13 protein-coding genes, 1 tRNA gene and 2 pseudogenes are annotated in these 19,435 nt (G+C 68.1%); 4 read left to right on the top strand and 12 right to left on the bottom strand.

The window, feature by feature from the left end; translation table 11 throughout:
• Window positions 1–69 precede the first annotated feature (69 nt).
• From P3H15_RS24245 to P3H15_RS24235, 3 genes are all read right to left on the bottom strand, one after another.
• A complete protein-coding gene (locus P3H15_RS24245) occupies window positions 70–1,407 on the bottom strand; it encodes an AarF/ABC1/UbiB kinase family protein (protein ID WP_276139546.1) in 1,338 nt (445 codons plus the stop codon).
• Entirely contained in the window at window positions 1,407–2,297 is an 891-nt protein-coding gene (locus P3H15_RS24240; RefSeq protein WP_276139542.1) for a hypothetical protein, read from the bottom strand. The genes P3H15_RS24245 and P3H15_RS24240 overlap by 1 nt, the downstream gene beginning before the upstream one ends.
• Window positions 2,298–2,416: 119 nt before the next feature.
• Window positions 2,417–3,844, bottom strand: a complete 1,428-nt coding sequence (locus P3H15_RS24235; protein WP_276139541.1) for a zinc-dependent metalloprotease — start codon at window positions 3,842–3,844, stop codon at window positions 2,417–2,419.
• A gap of 113 nt (window positions 3,845–3,957) precedes the next feature.
• On the opposite strand from P3H15_RS24235, the gene P3H15_RS24230 reads away from it, so the two are divergent.
• Window positions 3,958–4,980, top strand: coding sequence for a PDZ domain-containing protein (locus tag P3H15_RS24230; RefSeq protein WP_276139540.1), 1,023 nt, complete (start codon window positions 3,958–3,960; stop codon window positions 4,978–4,980).
• Between the two features lie 36 nt (window positions 4,981–5,016).
• Here P3H15_RS24230 and P3H15_RS24225 read toward each other — a convergent pair whose 3' ends face one another.
• The gene (locus P3H15_RS24225) at window positions 5,017–5,628 is read right to left on the bottom strand and encodes a PPA1309 family protein (protein WP_276139539.1); all 612 of its coding nucleotides are present in this window, start codon (window positions 5,626–5,628) and stop codon (window positions 5,017–5,019) included.
• Window positions 5,629–5,783: 155 nt separating this feature from the next.
• Here P3H15_RS24225 and P3H15_RS24220 point away from each other — a divergent pair, with 155 nt between their 5' ends.
• Window positions 5,784–8,765, top strand: a complete 2,982-nt coding sequence (locus tag P3H15_RS24220) for a UPF0182 family protein (RefSeq protein WP_276139538.1) — start codon at window positions 5,784–5,786, stop codon at window positions 8,763–8,765.
• Between the two features lie 77 nt (window positions 8,766–8,842).
• On the opposite strand, the gene P3H15_RS24215 is transcribed toward P3H15_RS24220, so the two are convergent.
• The gene (locus tag P3H15_RS24215; protein ID WP_276139537.1) at window positions 8,843–9,403 is read right to left on the bottom strand and encodes a transglycosylase family protein; all 561 of its coding nucleotides are present in this window, start codon (window positions 9,401–9,403) and stop codon (window positions 8,843–8,845) included.
• Between the two features lie 480 nt (window positions 9,404–9,883).
• Window positions 9,884–10,213, bottom strand: a pseudogene (locus P3H15_RS24210) (transglycosylase family protein); the annotation flags it as partial.
• A gap of 440 nt (window positions 10,214–10,653) precedes the next feature.
• On the opposite strand from P3H15_RS24210, the gene P3H15_RS24205 reads away from it, so the two are divergent.
• Window positions 10,654–10,730: transfer RNA gene (locus tag P3H15_RS24205), tRNA-Met, on the top strand.
• Between the two features lie 104 nt (window positions 10,731–10,834).
• Here P3H15_RS24205 and P3H15_RS24200 read toward each other — a convergent pair.
• Window positions 10,835–12,469, bottom strand: a complete 1,635-nt coding sequence (locus tag P3H15_RS24200) for an acyl-CoA synthetase (RefSeq protein WP_276139535.1) — start codon at window positions 12,467–12,469, stop codon at window positions 10,835–10,837.
• Window positions 12,470–12,549: 80 nt separating this feature from the next.
• A complete protein-coding gene (locus tag P3H15_RS24195; protein ID WP_276139534.1) occupies window positions 12,550–13,311 on the bottom strand; it encodes an MBL fold metallo-hydrolase in 762 nt (253 codons plus the stop codon).
• Between the two features lie 97 nt (window positions 13,312–13,408).
• Between P3H15_RS24195 and P3H15_RS24190 the strand changes: the two are divergent.
• Window positions 13,409–15,178: pseudogene (locus tag P3H15_RS24190) on the top strand (alkaline phosphatase family protein).
• Between the two features lie 36 nt (window positions 15,179–15,214).
• Here the strand turns inward: P3H15_RS24190 and P3H15_RS24185 are convergent.
• From P3H15_RS24185 to P3H15_RS24170, 4 genes are all read right to left on the bottom strand, one after another.
• Window positions 15,215–16,420: an acyl-CoA dehydrogenase family protein gene (locus tag P3H15_RS24185; protein WP_276139533.1), complete on the bottom strand. Its 1,206-nt coding sequence runs from the start codon at window positions 16,418–16,420 to the stop codon at window positions 15,215–15,217.
• Window positions 16,421–16,448: 28 nt separating this feature from the next.
• Complete coding sequence (locus tag P3H15_RS24180; protein ID WP_276139532.1) at window positions 16,449–17,861, bottom strand: acyl-CoA dehydrogenase family protein; 1,413 nt, start codon at window positions 17,859–17,861, stop codon at window positions 16,449–16,451.
• 217 nt (window positions 17,862–18,078) lie between these two features.
• Window positions 18,079–18,861, bottom strand: coding sequence for a histidinol-phosphatase (gene hisN, locus P3H15_RS24175; RefSeq protein ID WP_276139531.1), 783 nt, complete (start codon window positions 18,859–18,861; stop codon window positions 18,079–18,081).
• A 36-nt stretch (window positions 18,862–18,897) separates the two neighbouring features.
• Window positions 18,898–19,392: a carbonic anhydrase gene (locus tag P3H15_RS24170; RefSeq protein WP_276139530.1), complete on the bottom strand. Its 495-nt coding sequence runs from the start codon at window positions 19,390–19,392 to the stop codon at window positions 18,898–18,900.
• Between the last annotated feature and the right edge of the window lie 43 nt (window positions 19,393–19,435).

Genomic DNA, 19,435 nt, shown 5'->3' with positions numbered 1-19,435 from the left:
CGCTCCCCACGCTGACTGCCAGGTGTCTCACGACCATGCTGACAGCCAGCGCCCGCGGTTAACAAGTACTCACAGGTCGGGGGCCACGAACCCGGGGAGCCACCGGGTGAGGATCGCCATGTACGGCGCGTACGCGTCCAGTTGGGCGCAGATCCCCACCGAGCCGACGAGAACCCGGAAGATCATCAGGTACTCGGCGGGCAGATTCAGTGCGCGGGCGGTCCGGAACTGCGCACTGTTGAAGTCGGTCGCGGAACCCGCCGCCTTCTGCAGCCAGGCGCGGGTGAAGTGGAACGATTCGGTGTGGATCGGATCGGTGACGGGACGCAGGTAGTCGGCGATCTCCTTGTCGGTCACCGTTCTGCCCGGCAGGACGAATCCGTTGGCGTGCAACAACTCCGTCAGTTCGTCGAACTGCTCGTGGAGCGCCAGCCGGACCATCGCCCCGAGAACCGGTGGAAGACCGTGCGGAAACGGTGCCGCGGCACCGAAATCGATGACCCCCAGGCGGCCGTCGCTGTGCAGCATGAAGTTACCCGGATGCGGGTCGCAGTGGAGCAGGCCGACGCGAGTGGGGGAGGCGAAGTGGAACTCCGCGAGCAGTGCGCCGGCAGTGTTGCGTTCCTCGGGGGTGCCGTCGGCGATGATGGCCGACAGCGGTTTCGCCGACATCCATTCGGTGACCACCACCTTGGGGGCACTGGCGACGACGTGCGGAATCGCGAACTGCGGGTCCCCGTCGTACACCTTCGCGAAGCGGCGCTGATTGTTCGCCTCGATCCGGTAGTCGAGTTCTTCTTCGGTGCGGGCGGTGAATTCGTCGATGACCGGCCGCACGTCGACCCCGGGCATGACCGAGGCGAACAGACCCGCGAACCGTCCCAGTGTCTTCAGGTCGGCGCGCAGCGCTTCGTCGGCGCCGGGGTACTGAACCTTGACGGCCACGTCGCGGCCGTCGGCCCACACGGCGCGATGCACCTGGCCGATGCTGGCCGACGCGGTCGGGGTGTCGTCGAACGACTGGAACCGCTCCCGCCACTTGGTGCCCAGTTGCTGGTCGAGCATCCGGTGGACCGCCTTCGCGGGCAGCGGAGGTGCCTGCGCCTGCAGCTTGTTCAGCGATTCACGGTAGGGTTCCGCGAACTCCTCCGGGATCGCCGCCTCCATGACGCTGAGCGCCTGGCCCAGTTTCATGGCGCCGCCCTTGAGTTCGCCGAGGACGGCGAACAATTGCTCGGCGGCCTTCGCACTCAGCTGGGCATCGATCTCGTCCCTGTCGCCGCCGGTCAGCTTTCGGCCGAACCCCATCGCGGCACGCCCCGCGATCCCCAACGGGATGCTCGCGAGTTTCGCGGTGCGGGCAGAACTCCTGCGGGGGATGTCGGGCACCCCACCATCATGCATCATCACCGATGCCGGTTCGATTCGCCCACGGCGGGCGCCAGATACGTGCAGCTGCAACTCGCCTGCCTCGGCCAGCGCCGCGTCACCAGACGGTGCGCCCCCAGATCGATCTCGAGCGTGGCGTCGAGACTGCTGGGCGGAGCGCCGCGCGGGGCGGACAGCACGGCCTCGAGTTGGCCGAGGGCGACTGCGGCCGTGGCCATGATCACGGCGGGACTCGCATGCCCGACCGTCCCCAGGAGCTGAGCGGACAGGTGCGGCCAGTCCTCGTCGTACGCGGCGCGAAGAAGATCGGCGCACCGCAGGCAACTCGTGTGGCCCGGCAGCACCAGCGGACCGACCACACCGCGACCGTCCCGCAGCCGGACCTGCAGGTGCGGTATCCCGTTCTGGACCAGATCCGCAGCGAGGCGAGGGTCCGCCACCAGGTCGTCCGCGAGCACGACGCACAGGGCGTTCCACCGCCGGACGTCGCCGTCGGCGGAGTAGCGGAACGAGCGGGAGACCCGGATGCCGCCGTCGGTGAGCCCGGTGGACACCGCATCCGACAGCGGTCCGCGCCCGTGCACGCGGATGGTGATCGTGTCCGCGACGGGGGAGGTGCCCGCGACGTCGATCAGACCGGCGCGGTCCAGATCGCCGAGCAGCTTCGACACGTCCGTGGGCGCCAGGCCGTATTCGACGGCCGTCCACAGAATGTGCGGCCGCGTGTTCTTGCCGTCGAGCAGTCGGACGACGGCGAGGAGTTGCTCGGTCCGGATTCCGGGCGGCGGGGAGAGGACGAGTGCGCGCTCGGGATCCCAGCCGAACTGCACCCGCCCGTCGGGGCGGACGAGCACGGCGATCCGGGGATCGAGAGTGACACAGACGGGGTGCGGGTGCGAGATGGTCACGCACCGAGGATTCCAGGCCACGATCGGTCGCCGGCCCGGAAAAGGCGAGTTGTCCACAGGCCGAAACGCGCTCCGACCTGCGGACTTCCCGCTACCGACACATTGGTGCGATCAGGGGGTCAGGACTCCGGGTCCTCGTCCTTGCCGGACTTGCCGCGTTCGGCCTCCTCGGCCCGCTCGCGGGCCTCCGTCGCCTCCAGCTGCGCCATGGGATTGTCGAAGTCGCCGCCGTCGCCGCCCCCGAGCACGCGTTCGACGAACGCGTCCGGGCTGTCGAGGTCGGACGAGTCGGGCAGCAGGTCGGGGTGGGCCCACACGCCGTCACGGGCGTCGACGGTCGACTCGGACGTCAGGCGCGTCCACAACTGCGCCGCCTCCCGGACCTTGCGGGGACGCAGTTCGAGTCCGACGAGTGTCGCGAACGTCTGCTCGGCGGGTCCGCCGGTCGCGCGCCTGCGGCGGAGCGTCTCGCTGAGTGCCGCGACGCCGGGGAGGCGGTCGTTCAGCGCCGACGCGACGACGACCTCGACCCAGCCCTCGATGAGGGCGAGCAACGTCTCGAGTCGCTCGAGGGCCTGCTTCTGCTCGGGTGTGGTCTGCGGCTCGAAGGCACCCTGCTGCAGGATGTTCTCGAGCTGCGACGGATCGGTCAGCGCGGACGGATCGAGCCCCTTCGCCATGTCCTCGATGGCGGAGAAGTCCATGGTGATGCCGCGGGCGTACTCCTCCACGGTGGCGAGGAGACGCTGACGCAGCCACGGGACGTGGCTGTACAGGCGCTGGTAGGCGGCCTCACGTGCGGCGAGGAAGACGAGGATCTCCCGGTCGGGCTGTTCGAGTCCCTTGCTGAACCGTTCCACCGCGGCGGGAAGTAAGGCGCCCGTGCCCGCCGGACCGAGGGGGAGACCGATGTCGGTGGAGGTGAGGACTTCCTTCGACAGCTGGCCCAGAGCCTGGCCGAGCTGGGAGCCGAACGCGAGGCCACCCATCTGGCTCATCATGCCGAGCATGGGTCCTGCCATCTGCTGCGCCTCTTCGGGCAGCCCCTGCACCCACATGCCCGACACCTTCTCCGCCACCGGGTCGCACAACCGCTTCCAGGTGTCGAGGGTGTAGTCGAGCCAGTCGTTGGGCGTCCACGCGACGGTCTTCGATGCGCCCGCGGGCAGCGTCGTCGCGGCGTCCAGCCACAGTTCGGCGAGCCGCGAGGCGTCGGCGATCGCCTCGGAATTGCCCTGCGTGATCGGAGCGACGGACCCCATCTGCTGGCGGGCGAGTTTCTTCGCGATCTCGTAGTTGACCGGGCCGGTCTGCTCCCCGGATCCCATCGACGTGCCCATCCCGCTCAGCATCTGGCCGAACTGGGTGAGCATCTGGCCGAGGGCGGCCGGGTCGAAGCCCCCGGCGGGGAAACCACCCGCCCCGAAACCGAAGTCGCCGGAACCGCCCGCGTTCTTGTCGCGGTCGGGCCCGTTCTGATCCCCCGTGTTCTTGTCGCGATCGGGATCGTCGTCGGGTTTGGAGAAGCCGAAGGGCGGATTGCTCATGACTCAACGGTACAAGGCGCATGGTTCGGTGGCTGGCGACCGCGTCACGCTGACGGCGAACACGCGGACGGCCGACAGCGGTGCCCACCGGTTCGCGCTCTACGCTGGTCCAGGTGAATCGACGGATCGTGACGCTTCTGGCTGCGCTGGCCCCGATCGTGGTACTCGGCATTCTCGGCACCGTGATCAAGGTGCCGTTCGTGGCTCTCGGGCCGGGACCCACGTTCAACACCCTCGGCGAAGTGGGTGGTGAGCAGGTCATCGCCATCGAGGGGACGGACGTGGACGACACCACCGGCCACCTCAACATGACGACGGTCGCCGTGCGCGACGACCTCAACGTGTTCGAAGCGTTCGGACTGTGGGCGAGCGGACGCCAGGGCATCGTGCCCCGCGAGGAGGTGTACCCGCCGGACAAGTCGAAGGACGAGGTCAAGCAGGAGAACGACGCCGACTTCCAGCAGTCGGAGGACAGCGCCGAACTGGCGGCACTCCACTTCCTGGGTAAGCCGGTGGACCTGCGGATCGCCAAGGTCGGTGAGGACGGCCCCTCCCAGGGGCTGCTGCGCGAAGGCGACGTGCTGGTCAGTGTCGACGGAAAGCCGGTGTCGACGGTCGGCGGCGTGCAGGAGGCGGTGGCCGACGTGCCTCCGAACACCGAGGTGCCGATCGTGATCCGGCGTGACGGCGCCGAGACCACGGTGCGGGTGGTGCTCGGTGCCCGCCCGGACGACGAGGCCAAGGGCTACCTGGGGATCACGCCGGAGGAGGTCCCGGACGTCCCGTTCACGATCGACTTCAACCTCGCCGACGTGGGCGGCCCTTCGGCGGGACTCATGTTCACGCTCGCCGTGATCGACAAACTCACCCCGGGCGAACTCAACGGCGGCAAGTTCGTCGCCGGTACCGGCACGATCGACTCCGACGGCGACGTCGGCCCCATCGGCGGCATCAAGTACAAGTTGATCGCCGCGTCCGAAGCGGGCGCCGAGACATTCCTCGTGCCGGCGAAGAACTGCGACGAGGCACGCCAGGGGGCACCCGACGGGCTCCGGCTGGTGAAGGTCGAGAACCTCGACGGGGCCGTCGACGCGCTCGAGGCCGTCAACGCCGGAGCCGACGCGCCGCACTGCTGACTGCGGCGCGGTCGGTCCTACTCGACTGCGGAGCGGTCAGTCCTCTTCGGTCGCGTCGAGGGTGGCGTACAGCGCGCTGACGAGATTCGGCGCCAGGTTTTCGTAGGTGAGCAGTTCGATTCCGGCGTACGGGTCGGCGTCCTCGTCGGGGCGCAACTGCATCAGGCACAGCGACGGTCCGTCGCGCAGCACGGCGGCGATGAGCCGGGCGGACCGGCGGTCGGGATGCGACTCGGCCGCGGCCCGTGCGGCGTCGTCGGCGGCGTCGCGGTCGGACAGGAGGGGGACGAGCGCGTCGTCGAGATCGGATTCCGCCTCGGGAGGCAGAACCACGATCTCCTGGACGAGGGCGCACCCGACCACGGACTCGGGCCAGCTGGTGGTGGCGAGGAATTCGTCGAGTGCGCGTGACCCGCCGTCGATGTCGCCGGGGAACGGATCCTGTTCCACCGGGGTCAGTTCCGCACCGTCGGCGAGTTGGTCGAGCAGGCTCGGTTCGGCGGCCGCGAGGAGTTCGGTCGGGACGAGTGCGAACATCTGGGGCGGCTGATCCCACCCTCCGGCATCGACGAATTCGACCACCTCACGCACGCAGCGGGCGAGGGCGTCCGTCTCTCGGTTCACATTCTCTTCACTCACAGGACCCATCTTCGCACCCCCGGAACAGGACCGACGGCGGCAACTCTCGGTTGTTACGTAGAGTGGGACGAAACGGTCACGCCCTCGCTGTTCGGGGTGTGGACGACCGAACGGTGCAGTTGACCGCGGCGTGAGAACGTCGCCGAGTTCTTGGAGTGTGGCACGTGGGCATGCGGCCCCCCGCAGGTTTACCGTCGTTGTCCAAACGCAGTCGAGTGCTGCTGGTGCTGGCGCTTGTCGTCGCGGCCCTGCTGCTGGTGGGTCCTCGGCTGATCAGCACGTACACGGACTGGTTGTGGTTCGGTGAGGTCGGATTCCGTGGTGTCTTCACCACGGTCCTCGTCACCCGTCTGCTGCTCTTCCTCGTGGTGGGGGTGGTGGTCGGCGGAATCGTCTGGCTGGCACTGCTGCTCGCGTACCGTTCGCGGCCGGTGTTCGTCCCGGTGTCGGGTCCCAACGATCCGGTGGCGCGGTACCGCACCACGGTGATGACCCGGCTGCGCCTGTTCGGCCTCGCGATTCCGATCGCGGTGGGACTGCTCGCCGGCCTGATCGCCCAGTCCAGTTGGGTGACGGTGCAGTTGTTCGTCAACGGCGGCGCGTTCGGCGTCGCCGATCCCGAATTCGGACTCGACGTCGGCTTCTACACGTTCGATCTGCCGTTCTACCGTTTCGTCCTCAATTGGCTGTTCGTGGCGGTGCTGCTGGCGTTCTTCGCGAGCCTGGTGACGCACTACATCTTCGGTGGGCTCAAGCTCGCGGGCCGGGGCGGCGCGCTGACCAATGCGGCGCGAGTCCAGTTGGCAGTGCTGGCGGGAACGTTCATTCTCCTCAAGGCCGTCGCGTACTGGTTCGACCGGTATTCCCTGCTGTCGAGCAGCCGCAAGGAGCCCACGTTCACCGGTGGTAGCTACACCGACATGAACGCGGTGCTGCAGGCGAAGCTGATCCTGCTGGCCATCGCGGTCATCTGCGCGGGCGCATTCTTCGCGGCGATCTTCCTGCGCGATCTGCGGATACCCGCAATGGCCACAGCCCTTCTCGTGCTCTCGTCGATCCTGGTCGGCGCGGTGTGGCCGCTCGTGGTGGAGCAGTTCTCGGTGCGCCCCAACGCCGCCGACAAGGAGAGCGCGTACATCGAGCGGAACATCGCCGCCACCCGGCAGGCGTACGGCATCACCGACGACAAGGTCGAGTACCAGGACTACCAGGGGTACGGGACGACGCCGCCGCGCGACGTGCCCGCCGACGTGACGACGATCGCGAACACGCGACTGCTCGACCCGAACATCCTGTCGCGGACGTTCACCCAGCAGCAGCAGCTGAAGAACTTCTACGGTTTCCCGCCGACGCTCGACATCGACCGGTACGACATCGACGGTGAGATGCGTGACTACATTGTCGCGGCCCGCGAATTGTCGTCGAAGAGCCTGACGGGCAACCAGACGGACTGGATCAACAAGCACACCGTCTACACACACGGCAACGGACTGGTCGCGGCCCCCGCGAACCGCGTGAACGCCGCCGCAGGCGAGTCCGCGGAGGAAGCCGCCAACAGCAACAGCGGTTACCCCGTCTACATGGTCAGCGACATCGCCTCACAGGCAGCGGGCAATCAGGTCATCCCGGTCGAGCAGCCGCGCATCTACTACGGCGAGGTCATCGCCGACACCGATGCCGACTACGCGATCGTCGGTGGTTCCCAGGGTTCGGATCCGCGGGAGTACGACACCGACACCTCGCGCTACACGTACACCGGTTCGGGTGGCGTGCCGATCGGCAACTGGTTCAACCGGCTGGCGTTCGCGGCGAAGTACACCGAACGCAACATTTTGTTCTCCGGTGCCATCGGTTCGGATTCGAAGATCATCTACAACCGGGATCCCCGGGACCGGGTCACGCACGTCGCTCCGTGGCTGACCGCGGACGGCGACTCCTACCCGGCCGTCGTCGACGGCAAGGTCGTGTGGATCGTGGACGCCTACACCACGCTGCAGGACTACCCGTACGCGCAGCGCAGTTCGCTCGACGGACTGGTGGAGGACAGCATCGACCAGAACACCGGTCGCCTGCTGCCCCGCAAGGAGGTGTCCTACATCCGCAACTCGGTGAAGGCCACCGTCGACGCGTACGACGGCACGGTCAAGCTCTACCAGGTGGACCAGAACGATCCCGTGCTCGACGCGTGGATGGGTGTGTTCCCCGACGCGGTTCAGCCTGCGGACTCGATTCCGGACGAACTGCGCGCGCACTTCCGTTATCCCGAGGACCTGTTCAAGGTGCAGCGCGAGATGCTCGCCAAGTACCACGTGGACGATCCGAAGGAGTTCTTCACCAACAACGCGTTCTGGTCGGTGCCGAGCGATCCCACGATCGACACGAGCGCGAACCAGCCGCCGTACTACGTGCTGGTCGGCGATCCCGAGACCGGGAAACCGTCGTTCAACCTGACCAGTGCGATGGTGGGTTACAGCCGCGAGTTCCTGTCCGCCTATCTGTCGGTGAAATCGGACCCGGAGAACTACGGCAAGTTCACGGTGCTCCAATTGCCGACGGACACCCAGACCCAGGGTCCGCAGCAGACGCAGAACTCGATGATCTCCGATCCGCGGGTGGCGTCGGAGAGAACGCTGCTCGAGAGATCGAACAAGATTCAGTACGGCAACCTGCTGACACTGCCGATCGCGAACGGCGGCATCCTGTACGTCGAACCTATGTATACGGAGCGAAGTTCGACGGGCCCGAACACGTCGACGTTCCCGCAGCTGTCCCGAGTGCTGGTGAGCTACCGCGAGCCGCCGCCGAGTAACAGTGTGCGCGTCGGGTACGCCCCGACTCTGGCGCAGGCGCTCGACCAGGTGTTCGGTGCGGGAACGGGCTCGGTGGCCACCGCGCCCAGCGCCGAGGAGGGGACACCTCCGGAGACGGGTACGACGCCGCCCGTCGACCAGGGTGCGGCCCCGGCAGCGCCCACCGCACCGGCGACTCCGCCGTCCGGCACCGATGTCTCGGCGGCTGTGGCGGAGCTGGATGCGTCGCTCGACGCGTTGACGTCGGCGCAGCGCAGCGGTGACTTCGCGGCATACGGTGCGGCCCTCGCCCGGGTGCAGAAGGCGGTCGCCGCGTACGAGGCGATCCCGAAGTAGAGACGGTTCACCGGGAGAACGAACGAGGCCCTGTCATCCGAACCGGATGACAGGGCCTCGTCGTATGCGAGCGAAGATCAGCGCAGTGCGTCGACCAGCTGCGGGTTGGCGTTCACCAGCTGCTGGAACTGCTGTCCGTAGCCGTTCTGCTCGGCGACCTGACGCGCGGCGTCCAGTGCCTGCTGCGCGGCGGGCTGGACAGGAGCGGGCGCCTGGACCTGGGCCGGTGCCGCGGGGGCGGGCGCAGGGGTGGGCGCCGGAGCGGGAGCGGGCGCGGGGGCCTCGGCGACGTCGCCGCCACCGGTGGTCAGGTACTGACCGCACACCGGCCACGCGCCCTGGCCCTGCGTCGCGAGAACATTCTCGGCGACTCGGACCTGCTCGGCCTTGCTGGCGTTCGACGCCGAGCCGCTGCCGCCGTTGGCCTCCCAGGTGCTCTGCGAGAACTGCAGGCCGCCGTAGTAGCCGTTTCCGGTGTTGATTCCCCAGTTGCCGCCGCTCTCGCACGCTGCGACGCCGTCCCAGTTGTGGGAGGCGGCGGAGGCGGTGCCGGTGCTCAGGCCGAGCGGAACGGCAACGACGGCTCCGGTGACGGCGATCCATCCGAGGGCACGCTTGCTGATGCTGTGATTGGTCATGCGGGGTCAATCCTCTCCGCGCTTGCTGGCGTGGCCGGCCTGCGGGCGACGACGTTCGCGTCGTCGCGCCGGGCTGCGATTCGGTGCCGCGTCCCTGCCCCTCGAAGGTTTCGGGGATTCCGAACCCGCGGGGCAGAGCTAGCAGCGGCGGGCCGGCTTTCGCCCGGTTGTTTCGGGCCGAGAGCGACCGTACGGGAGCTCCGCCCGCAGTTCACCTGGCGAAAATGGTGGACAGGTGTCCGGCGTTGAGAGCGAATTTTCCCTGTTTCCGCAGTTCAGAAGCGCTTGATATAGTTTCGGAGTCGATTCGTTACACCGTTGTTATGTGGCGGGGATCACTACGAATTTGTGCAGCGGCTCACGCGTAAATGGCGGGGAAACGGATCTCGGTGGTGTAAGTCGATGCCGTGCAATGCAAGAGCGCCCTGCGCGCAGTCGTGCTGCGCGCAGGGCGCTCGGGCAAGTGTGGGGTGCGGATCAGAGGTACTGTCCGCAGACCGGCCAGGCGCCGGGTCCCTGGGTCGCCAGGACGTTCTCGGCAACGCGGATCTGCTCCTCGCGCGAGGCGTTCGCAGGCGAGCCGGAGCCGCCGTTCGCGGCCCAGGTGCTGTCGGTGAACTGCAGGCCGCCCGAGAAGCCGTTTCCGGTGTCGGCGCCCCAGTTGCCACTGCTCTCGCATGCTGCGACAGCGTCCCAGTCTCCGGAAGCGGCCGAAGCGGTGCCGGTGCTCAGGCCGAGCGGCACTCCGATGACTGCTCCGGTGAGTGCGACTGCGCCCATGGTCCGCTTGACGATGCTGGAATTGAACATGTGGTTGATTCCTCTCCGCGCCTGCCGACGAGGTGGTCGTGTGGATGACGGCTGGTGTGCCGACCCGGTGGTCGATCTGTCCTCGTCCTGCCCCTCGAGGTGTCGGGATTCCGGATCCCGCTGGGGCAGGTCGAGCTGCGGCGGGTCGGCGTTGCCCGTTGGTTTCGGGCTGGCAACGAACGTACGCGGCGATTACGGAATGGTCACGGGCCGATTTTCTGTGACGGGCGTCCAAATACTGGGATGAACGCACGGTGTTTTCGCAGGTCGGCCCGCGAGTTGCGGGTTCTGAAAACGTTACAGATTTTCTCAAAAGTGTGACGCAGGTCATAACTTTTAGGTAACGGATGTGACTCGGGTGGTGCTGAAAGGTTGCTAGTCGGCCTCTTTTCGGGCGATTTGCAATCCGTTCGTTCGCTCGTGTAACTTTGTTCATGCAGCGCGGGGTGGAGCAGCTCGGTAGCTCGCTGGGCTCATAACCCAGAGGTCGCAGGTTCAAATCCTGTCCCCGCTACCACCGAAGAACCGGTGTCCTGGAATCCAGGGCACCGGTTCTTTTTTGTTTCCGTATTCAGTTCCGTGGCCGGCGACGGAGCGCCGTGTGGGGCGCAGGCCGGTGGATCAGCTCTCCGAGACGTCCATCTCGATCAGGACGCGGCGCAGCAACTTGCCCGTCGCGTTGCGGGGGAGTTCCTCGATGAAGATGATCTCGCGGGGCACCTTGTACCGCGCCAGGTTCGACTTGACGTGAGCCTTCATTTCCTCGGCGTCCTTCGCGGACCCGGGGGCGGGCACGACGAAAGCCCTGAGTCGATGGCCGAACTCGGAGTCCTCGACACCGATCACGGCGGCCTCGAGCACATCCTCGCGGTCGGCGAGCAGGTTCTCGACCTCGAGCGGGTAGACGTTCTCGCCGCCGGAGACGATCATGTCGTCGTCGCGGCCGTCCACGAAGAGCAGGCCGTTGCGGTCGAAGTGCCCGACGTCGCCGGTCGACAGCAGACCGTTGATGCGCTCCTTGTCGCGACCGTCGGTGTATCCGGAGAAGCTGAGACCGCTGGCGACGAAGATGCGTCCGACGGTCTCGGGTTCGGTGATTCGTCGACCCGATTCGTCGTACAGCTCCACGTGGCACGTGACGGGAGCCCGTCCCGCGGTACCCGGCGCCAGTTCGAGGTCGGCGGGTGTCGCGACGGTGGCGACGGCGACCTCGGTGGAGCCGTACAAGTTGTGGAGCACCGTGCCGAACGCGGCGGTGGTGCGCTTGCAGAGGTCGGGGGAGAGCGCGGACCCGGCCGCGAAGATGATCTTCAGGCTCGACGTGTCGTACTTCGCCAAGGTCTCCGGTCCGAGATCGATGATGCGCTGCAGCATGGTGGGAACGACGACCAGCGTATCGCACCGGTGCTTCTCGACCAGGCGAATCGTGTTCTCCGGATCGAACTTCCGATGCACCACCACGGTCTGGCCCAGCGCCAGCGCGAGTGCGAACTGGGAGACTCCGGTCCCGTGGAAGGCGGGGGCAGCCATCATCATCGTCTGGCCGCGCCGCAGCGGAACCCGGTCGAGGAACTGCGCCGACGCGAGCGGCGACGTGTGTCCGCGGGGAGCGCCCTTCGGTGTGCCGGTGGTGCCACTGGTGAGGAGGACGAATCCACCGAGCGCGGACGGCGCGGGCAGCGAACCGCGATCTCGGCCCTCCATCGCGTCGTCGAGCGTGCGGACCCGGGACGTCGAATTTTCCTCCGCCCACGAACGATAGACGATCACCTCGTCCGGGAGGGCCTCGGCGACCTGGTGGAATTCGTCGTCGTACACGAAGGCCTGCACCTGCTCGCGAGCGGCGACGTCGACGAGTTGCGGCCGGGCGAAACCGGTGTTCATCAGCACCAGCTTGGTGCCGTTCTTGGCGGCGGCGAGCATCGTGAGCACCAGGCCACGATGATTGCGGCACATGCATCCCATGACGGAACCCGCAGTGATGCCGTCGGTCTGCCACGCACGCACCAGGGCGTTGGACTGTTCCTCGATGTCGGCGTAGGTGAGGGGGCCGCGCTCGTCGATGATGGCCACCGCGTCCAGGCCTGCCTCGGCGTTCGCGTGGACGGGTCCTGCGAACGGGCCGTACTTCCGCACCGCCAGAATCGATCGGACACCCTGGTCGACGCGGGGAAACGGAACGAGGCCTGCGCGGTTCATCACCCGCACAGCTCCCACAGCGTCCGTCAGCTTGGTGAGAACGTGCTGCACTGACATGTCGAACCCTTCGGATAGGCGGGACCGTGTCACCAGTCAGGGTAGAGGACAGCGGCACCGGTGCCGGTCGTAACCGACAGTCACCGGAATGCCTCGCCCGGGTCCAGTTCGACGGCCCTCAGGCCGTCCGCGTCCGCGCGACGGACGAACTCGCCACCGGGGCCGTGGAACCGGCGAGGCCGGACCGCGTCCAGTCCGATCGGCCACAAGGTGCCGAAGTGGATCGGGATCGACACCGCGGCGGCCACGGACCTCGCCGCGGCGGCGGCCGATTCCGGATCCATGTGTCCCGGTCCGAGATTCGGCCCCCACCCTCCGACCGGCAGCAGCGCGACGTCGCAGCGCGGAACCCACTCCGCCATCGCGGGGTCGAGCGCGGTGTCCCCGGCGAAATACGTGGACGCCGCGCCGTCGACGACATAACCCAGCGCCTGCGCCCGCTGCGGGCCACGGCGCCACCGCCTGCCGTCGTGCACGGCCGGCACCGCGCGCACCGTCACCGAACCGAGTCGCACGTCCTGCCCGGGCGACATCTCGATCAGCCGGTCGCCGAACACCCGCAGTCCCGTGAACGCGTCCACCGCGCCGCGGGGAACGACGATCGGAACGTCGTTCTCGATCAGGGCGAGCGAGGGTAGGTGGGTGTGGTCGGCGTGCAGATGGGACAGCAGCACGGCGTCCGGCCGCACCGGGTCGGCCATCGGGTCTGGGCCGCGGCGACGCCGCAGGTGGGCCACCCTTGCCGTCAGCACCGGGTCCGTCAGGATCGTTGTCCCGCTGTCCGTGATCTCGACCGTCGCATGCCCCCGCCACCGGATGAGCACCCCTGCGTTCTCGGTCATGGCGGTCCCGTTCGCTCGTCGCGGTGACGCTGCTGCGATGAGTTCCGCCGCGCCACTCCCTGTCAGACCTTACGATCCCCCAAAAGGGAGGTCTGCGATGCGCTCTCTGGGCTCGCCGGCCAGGACGGTCACCGAATTTCTCGTGCTGTGGCTCGTCTCCGCCGTCGCACTGGTCCTGACCGACCTGATCCTGCCGGGGGTCCGGCTGCGTCCGACACCTGCGGGCGGCCCCTTCGACACCATCCCGGCAGCATTGTTCCTCGCCCTCGTGTACGGACTGCTGTCGGTCACCCTGTGGCCGTTGCTCGTGCGCGCGATGCTGTGGGTCGGTCCGGCGCTGCTGTTCCTGGGCGTGTTCGCCGGGAACTGGCTGACCGTTTGATGCTGGTGCGCCGCAACCGGTCCCGGCTACGACGTCGCGGGGGTGCGGACGCGGCGCCGGGGGAGCCCGGACTGCTCTGCATCCAGATCGACGGCCTCGGCCACGCGGTGCTGCAACGCGCGATCCGCGACGGCGTCACGCCGCACCTCGCCGGGCTCGTGCACCGGGGCTCTCATGTCCTGACGTCCTGGCACACGGACTGGAGCAGTCAGACCGGTGCGAGCCAGCTCGGGGTCCTGCACGGTGACAACCACAACGTGCCGGCGTTCCGGTGGTACGACAAGACGCGCGGCACCGTCGCCGTCTTCAGCAATCCCGCCGACAACGCCGCCCGCGAACTCGAGCGCGCGCACCGGCCCGGCCTCCTCACCGGGGGCGCCAGCCGCGGCAACCTGGTCACCGGCGGCGCCGACGACAACGTCCTCGTGGTCAGCCGTATGCGAGGCGCCCGGATGGGTGGCAGGGCAACCGGATACGCCGACTACTTCGTCGACCCGGCGAGCGCCGTGCGCACCGCGGTTCGGCTCGTCGCCGAGGTGCTGCGGGAGAACGTGCAGGCGTTCCGGCAACGCCGCGCCGACGTCACCCCGCGCGTCCGGCGGGGTGGGCTGCCCGGTGTACGTCGACCTGGTCGGGTACGACGAGGTCGCCCACCATTCCGGTGTCGAACGCCCCGAGACGCGTAAGGTCCTGCGCACACTCAACGACGAGATCGGGATGATCGCCGCCGTCGCCGCCCAGGCGGGCAGGCCCTACCGCATCGTCGTGCTGTCGGATCACGGGCAGAGTCAGGGGGCCACGTTCCGCGACCGCTACGGCAAGGGCCTCGAGGACGTCGTGCTCGACGCCTGCCACGCACCTGGTCGCCGCGAGGGCGACTCCGTCACGCTCGGCAGCCGAGTGTGCGGCGCCGAGGGTCTCGGCTATGCCGAGGCCAGCCTCCGGTCGGAAGCGACTCCCGACGTCGCCGTCACCCCGGGCGAGAATCCGGTGGTACTCGCGTCGGGCAATCTCGGGCTGGTCAGCTTCCCGCAGGTGCCGGGCCGGGCCACCCGCGAATGGATCGACGCCCGTTACCCGGACCTGATTCCGGCGCTCGTCACACATCCCGGCATCGGGTTCGTGCTCGTGGCCCGCGACGACGACGGCTCGGTCGTGCTCCGGCCTGCCGGCAGCGCCGACGTCGCCACCGGAGAGGTCGACGGCGTCGACCCGCTCACCGATTTCGGGCCCGGCGCCCTCGATCGGGTCCGCCGCACGGACACGTCCGACAACGTCGCCGACCTGATGGTGGGCGGGCGGTACTGGCCGGACACCCGGGAGGTCGCCGCATTCGAAGACCAGGTCGGATCGCACGGCGGGCTCGGCGGACCCCAGAACACGCCGTTCCTGCTGTATCCCGCGGACCTGCCCGCGCCACCGAACCCTCTGCCGGGCGCCGAAGCGGTGCACGAGGTGCTCGTCCGGTGGCGCGACCTCGAGTGAATCCCGTTCCCGGACGGCATGAGCCGTGCGCGAGTGCTACTTCAGCTCGGCCGACGACTTCCCCAGCAGACGGCGGGCCACGATCAGCTGCTGGATCTGCTGCGTGCCCTCGAAGATGTCGAGAATCTTCGCGTCGCGCGCCCATTTCTCGAGCAGCGGGCGCTCCGAGTATCCCCATGTGCCTGCGAGTTCGACGGCCTTGAGGGAGATGGCGGTTCCGGTGCGGCCCGCCTTCGCCTTCGACATCGACGCCTCGAGTGAGTTCGGCTTCTTGTTGTCCGCCATCCACGTTGCCCGCAGGGCGAGCAGGTAGGCGGCTTCCCAGTCGGCCTCGAGTTGCAGGAACTCGGCGGCGGCCGCGTGTTGGTTGTACGCGGGAGTGTCGTACGAGATCTCCACACCGGCGTCGGAGAGGATGCCGCGCAGTTCCTCGAGCGCGGCGCGGCCCAGGCCGACCGCCATGCCGGCGACGATCGGGCGGGTGTTGTCGAACGTCTGCATGACGCCGGCAAAGCCCTTCTCGACGTTGACCTCCGGCGTGCCGAGCAGGTTGTCCCTCGGGATCCGGCAGTCCTGCAGCAGCAGCACGGCGGTGTCCGACGCCTTGACGCCCAGCTTGTGCTCGAGGCGGGCGACGCTCAGACCCGGGGCGTCGCGCGGGACGACGAACGACTTGATCGCGGCGCGGCCCTTGGTCTTGTCGACGGTGGCCCACACGACGATGTGGGTGGAACGCTCGCCGGCGGTGACGAAGATCTTCTCACCGTTGAGGACGTATTCGTCGCCGTCGAGGACCGCGGTGGTGGTGACGGCGGCGGAGTCGGAACCGAAACCGGGTTCGGTGATCGCCATCGACGCCCACACCTTGCCGAAACGCTCGAGCTGCTCGTCGGTGGCGACCGCCGCGATCGCCGAGTTGCCGAGACCCTGGTACGGGATCGCCAGTGTGAGGCCCACGTCGCCCCAGCAGGTTTCGATGACGTTCATCAGCGAGGACATGTTGCCGCCGTTGACGTTCCCGATGACCTTCGGTTCGTCGCCGCGTCCGAGGGCGGCTCCCGCCGCCCCCTTACCGGAGTCGTTGAGGCCCTCCACCATGGCGGCCATGGTGTCGAGTTCCTTGGGGTAGGCGTGCTCCGCGAGATCGTACTTGCGGGAGATCGGCCGGAAGATTTCTGCCGCAACCTGGTGCGCCTGGTTCGCGGAGGCTTTGAGCTTCTTGGGAAGTTCGAGGTTGATCATGACTTTTCCTTAGTTCGAATCCGGCCGCTCAGATCAGGACGATGCCCTCGGCGACGCCGATGGCGCGCAGATCGCGGTACCAGCGCTCCACGGGATGTTCCTTGGTGTAACCGTGGCCACCGAGCAGCTGAACGCCGTCGAGACCGATCTGCATGCCCTTCTCGGACGCCAGCTTTCGGGCGAGGGCCGATTCGCGGGCGAAGGAGAGCCCCTGCTCGGCGCGGGAGGCGCCGCGCAACGTGACCAGGCGCAGGCCGTCGAGTTCGATGCCGATGTTCGCGACCATGAACGCGACCGCCTGACGGTTGCTGATCGGCTCACCGAACGCCACCCGCTCGTTGACGTACGGGATCACGTAGTCGAGAACGGCCTGCCCGGTGCCGACCGCGAGTGACGCCCAGCCGAGGCGGGCCAATCGGATCGCGTCGGCGTATTCGGCCTTCCGCGCGTCGGCGTCGGCGGCGCCGAGCAGACCCGACTCGGGCACGGCGACATCGGTGAGGTTGAGCCGGCCGAGCCCCGCGGCGCGCAGGCCCATGCTCGGGTCCGCCTCCACGACGAGTCCCTTGGTGTCGGCCTCGACGATGAAGAAGGAGGGCTTGCCGTCGAGTTCGGCCGCCACGATGAACAGTTCCGACGAGGCCGCGGCGGGAACGAGGCTCTTGACGCCGTTGAGCCTGTAGCCGCTGGGGGAGCGGACCGCCTTGGTCTGCAACGCGAACGGGTCGAACAGTGCGCGGGGCTCGTTGACGACCACGGCCGCGTTCGGAACCTGCTCGCCCGTGAACGAGGGCAGGTACGTCTTCTGCTGGGAGTCGGTGCCCCACTGGGTGAGGGCGACCGCGACGCCACTCGGCGCGAGAATCGGCAGCGCGAGCCCCATGTCGCCGTGGGCGAGAGCCTCGGCGACGAGGGAGTTGGTGACGGCGCCGCGCTCGCTGGCGGCCCCGTCGAGTTCCTCGGGAACGTTGATCAGGGTGATGCCGAGTTCGGCGGCGCGCTTCACGAGATCCGCCGGTGCGGCGGCGGCAGCGTCGGCGTCGTGGCCTGCGGGCCGCAGGATCTCGGCGGCGAACTCGCGCACGGTCTCGACGATCATCTGCTGCTCGTCGCTCGGGGTCAGGTCGAAGTAGCCGGCCTTGGCGGTCGGGTTGTCGGGCAGGCGTTTCGGTGCGCCGCCGCCGGACACCTTCTGGAATCCGCGGGTCGCGGCGCCGAGGGTCTTGAAACCGGTCTTCGTGCCTTCGTAGGTCACCCGGTCGATCGTCTGGCGCAGGTTGTACTTCTCGGCCAGATCGGATCCGGTGATCTTGGTCAGCACGCGCATCGCGGCACCCATGGCGTCGCGCTTGACGGGATTCAGTCCGACGGCGGACGTGTCACGGGGGTTCCGCTTCGCTCTGCCGTTGGGGGCAACAGTGTCTTGCTTGCTCATGATCACCAGCTGTTTCTCGGTGTTCGGGCGTGGACACGAACTATCTTACTCAGCAGTAAGGTGGGTGTCTACTATCGAGTAAGTTCTGGTGCCCGCGAGCTCCCGCAGCGTCGGGTCCGAGCCCGATTCTCGAGGGGCGCAGGCAGCAGACATACGAAATCCGCCCTCCTCGGGAGCCGAGGAGGGCGGAGATCTTGTCAGGACTGCTGCCTGTATTACTGCATCAGCGCAGTCGGGACAGCGCCTCGTCGTGCAGCAGAGTGTTGGTGGCCAGCGCACTGCCGCCGTGCGGGCCGTCGGCGCCGGCGAGATTGGTGAACCGGCCGCCGGCCTCGCGCACCAGGACGTCGAGGGGTGCGAGGTCCCACAACGACACCTCGGGCTCGGCGGCGATGTCGACTGCGCCCTCGGCGAGCAGGCAGTAGGAGAAGAAGTCACCGAATCCGCGGACCCGCCACACGTCGTCGGTGAGGGAGAGGAACTGCTCGCGGATGCCGAGTTCCTTCCATCCGGACAGGCTCGAGAACGTGAGGCTGGCCGAACCCAGCCGGTCGACGGCCGAGACGGCGATCCGAGCGGGCTCGGAGCCGTCGAACGTCGACCAGGCGCCGCGACCCGATGCCGCCCACCAGCGGCGCGCGAGGGCCGGGGCGCTCACGACGCCGACGGTGGGAACGCCGTCCTCGAGCAGCGCGATCAGGGTGGCCCAGATGGGGACGCCCCGCACGAAGTTCTTGGTGCCGTCGATCGGGTCGACCACCCACTGCCGTCCCGAGAACTGCGCGTCGCCGCCGAACTCCTCGCCGAGGACGGCGTCGGCGGGCCGCTCGGATTCCAGCGTCGCCCGGACCGCCCGTTCCACCGCCAGGTCCGCGTCCGTGACCGGGGTGAGGTCGGGTTTGTCGTCCACCGACAGGTCGAGTGCCCCGAAGCGGGCCCTCGTGATGGCATCCGCCTCGTCGGCGATTCGGAGGGCGAGCTGCAGGTCGGCGTCGAGGTCGGTCACGGTCGCACAGATTACTCGTACCGCACCGGCCCGAGCTCAGTCGATCTTCACTTCGGCGAGCTTGCCGGTGGAGACGTCGAAGACGAACCCGCGGAGAGAGGTGGTCGCCGTGACGAAGGGGCTGGCCTGGATGCGGCGCAGCGACTGCCGGACGTCCTCGTCGAGGTCGGAGAACGCCTCGGCCGACCAGGCCGGTTTGATCCCGACCTCGTCCTGGATGGATTTCTTGAAGTCGTCGTCGGTGAACGTGAGCATCCCGCAGTCCGTGTGGTGGATGAGAATGATCTCGGTGGTGCCGAGCAGCCGCTGGCTGATCGCGAGCGAGCGGATCTCGTCGTCCGTCGCCACCCCGCCGGCGTTGCGGATGACGTGCGCCTCACCCTCCTGGAGGCCGAGGATCCGGTAGACGTCCAGACGTGCGTCCATGCAGGCGAGGACGGCGACGTGTTTGCTCGGGGGCAGGGGGAGCGGCCCGGTGAATCCGGCGGCGTACTCCTCGTTGTTCTTCAGGTACTGGTCGGTCACGGTCATCGTCGACTCCGTCCGGGATGGCGGCACAAACAAGTGCGTACCC

It is taken from the genome of Rhodococcus sp. T2V, assembly GCF_029269925.1.
Taxonomy (GTDB): Bacteria; Actinomycetota; Actinomycetes; order Mycobacteriales; family Mycobacteriaceae; genus Rhodococcus_F; species Rhodococcus_F koreensis.
The sequence above is the reverse complement of the archived record's forward strand: the minus strand, read 5'-3'. Positions and strand labels throughout refer to the sequence as shown.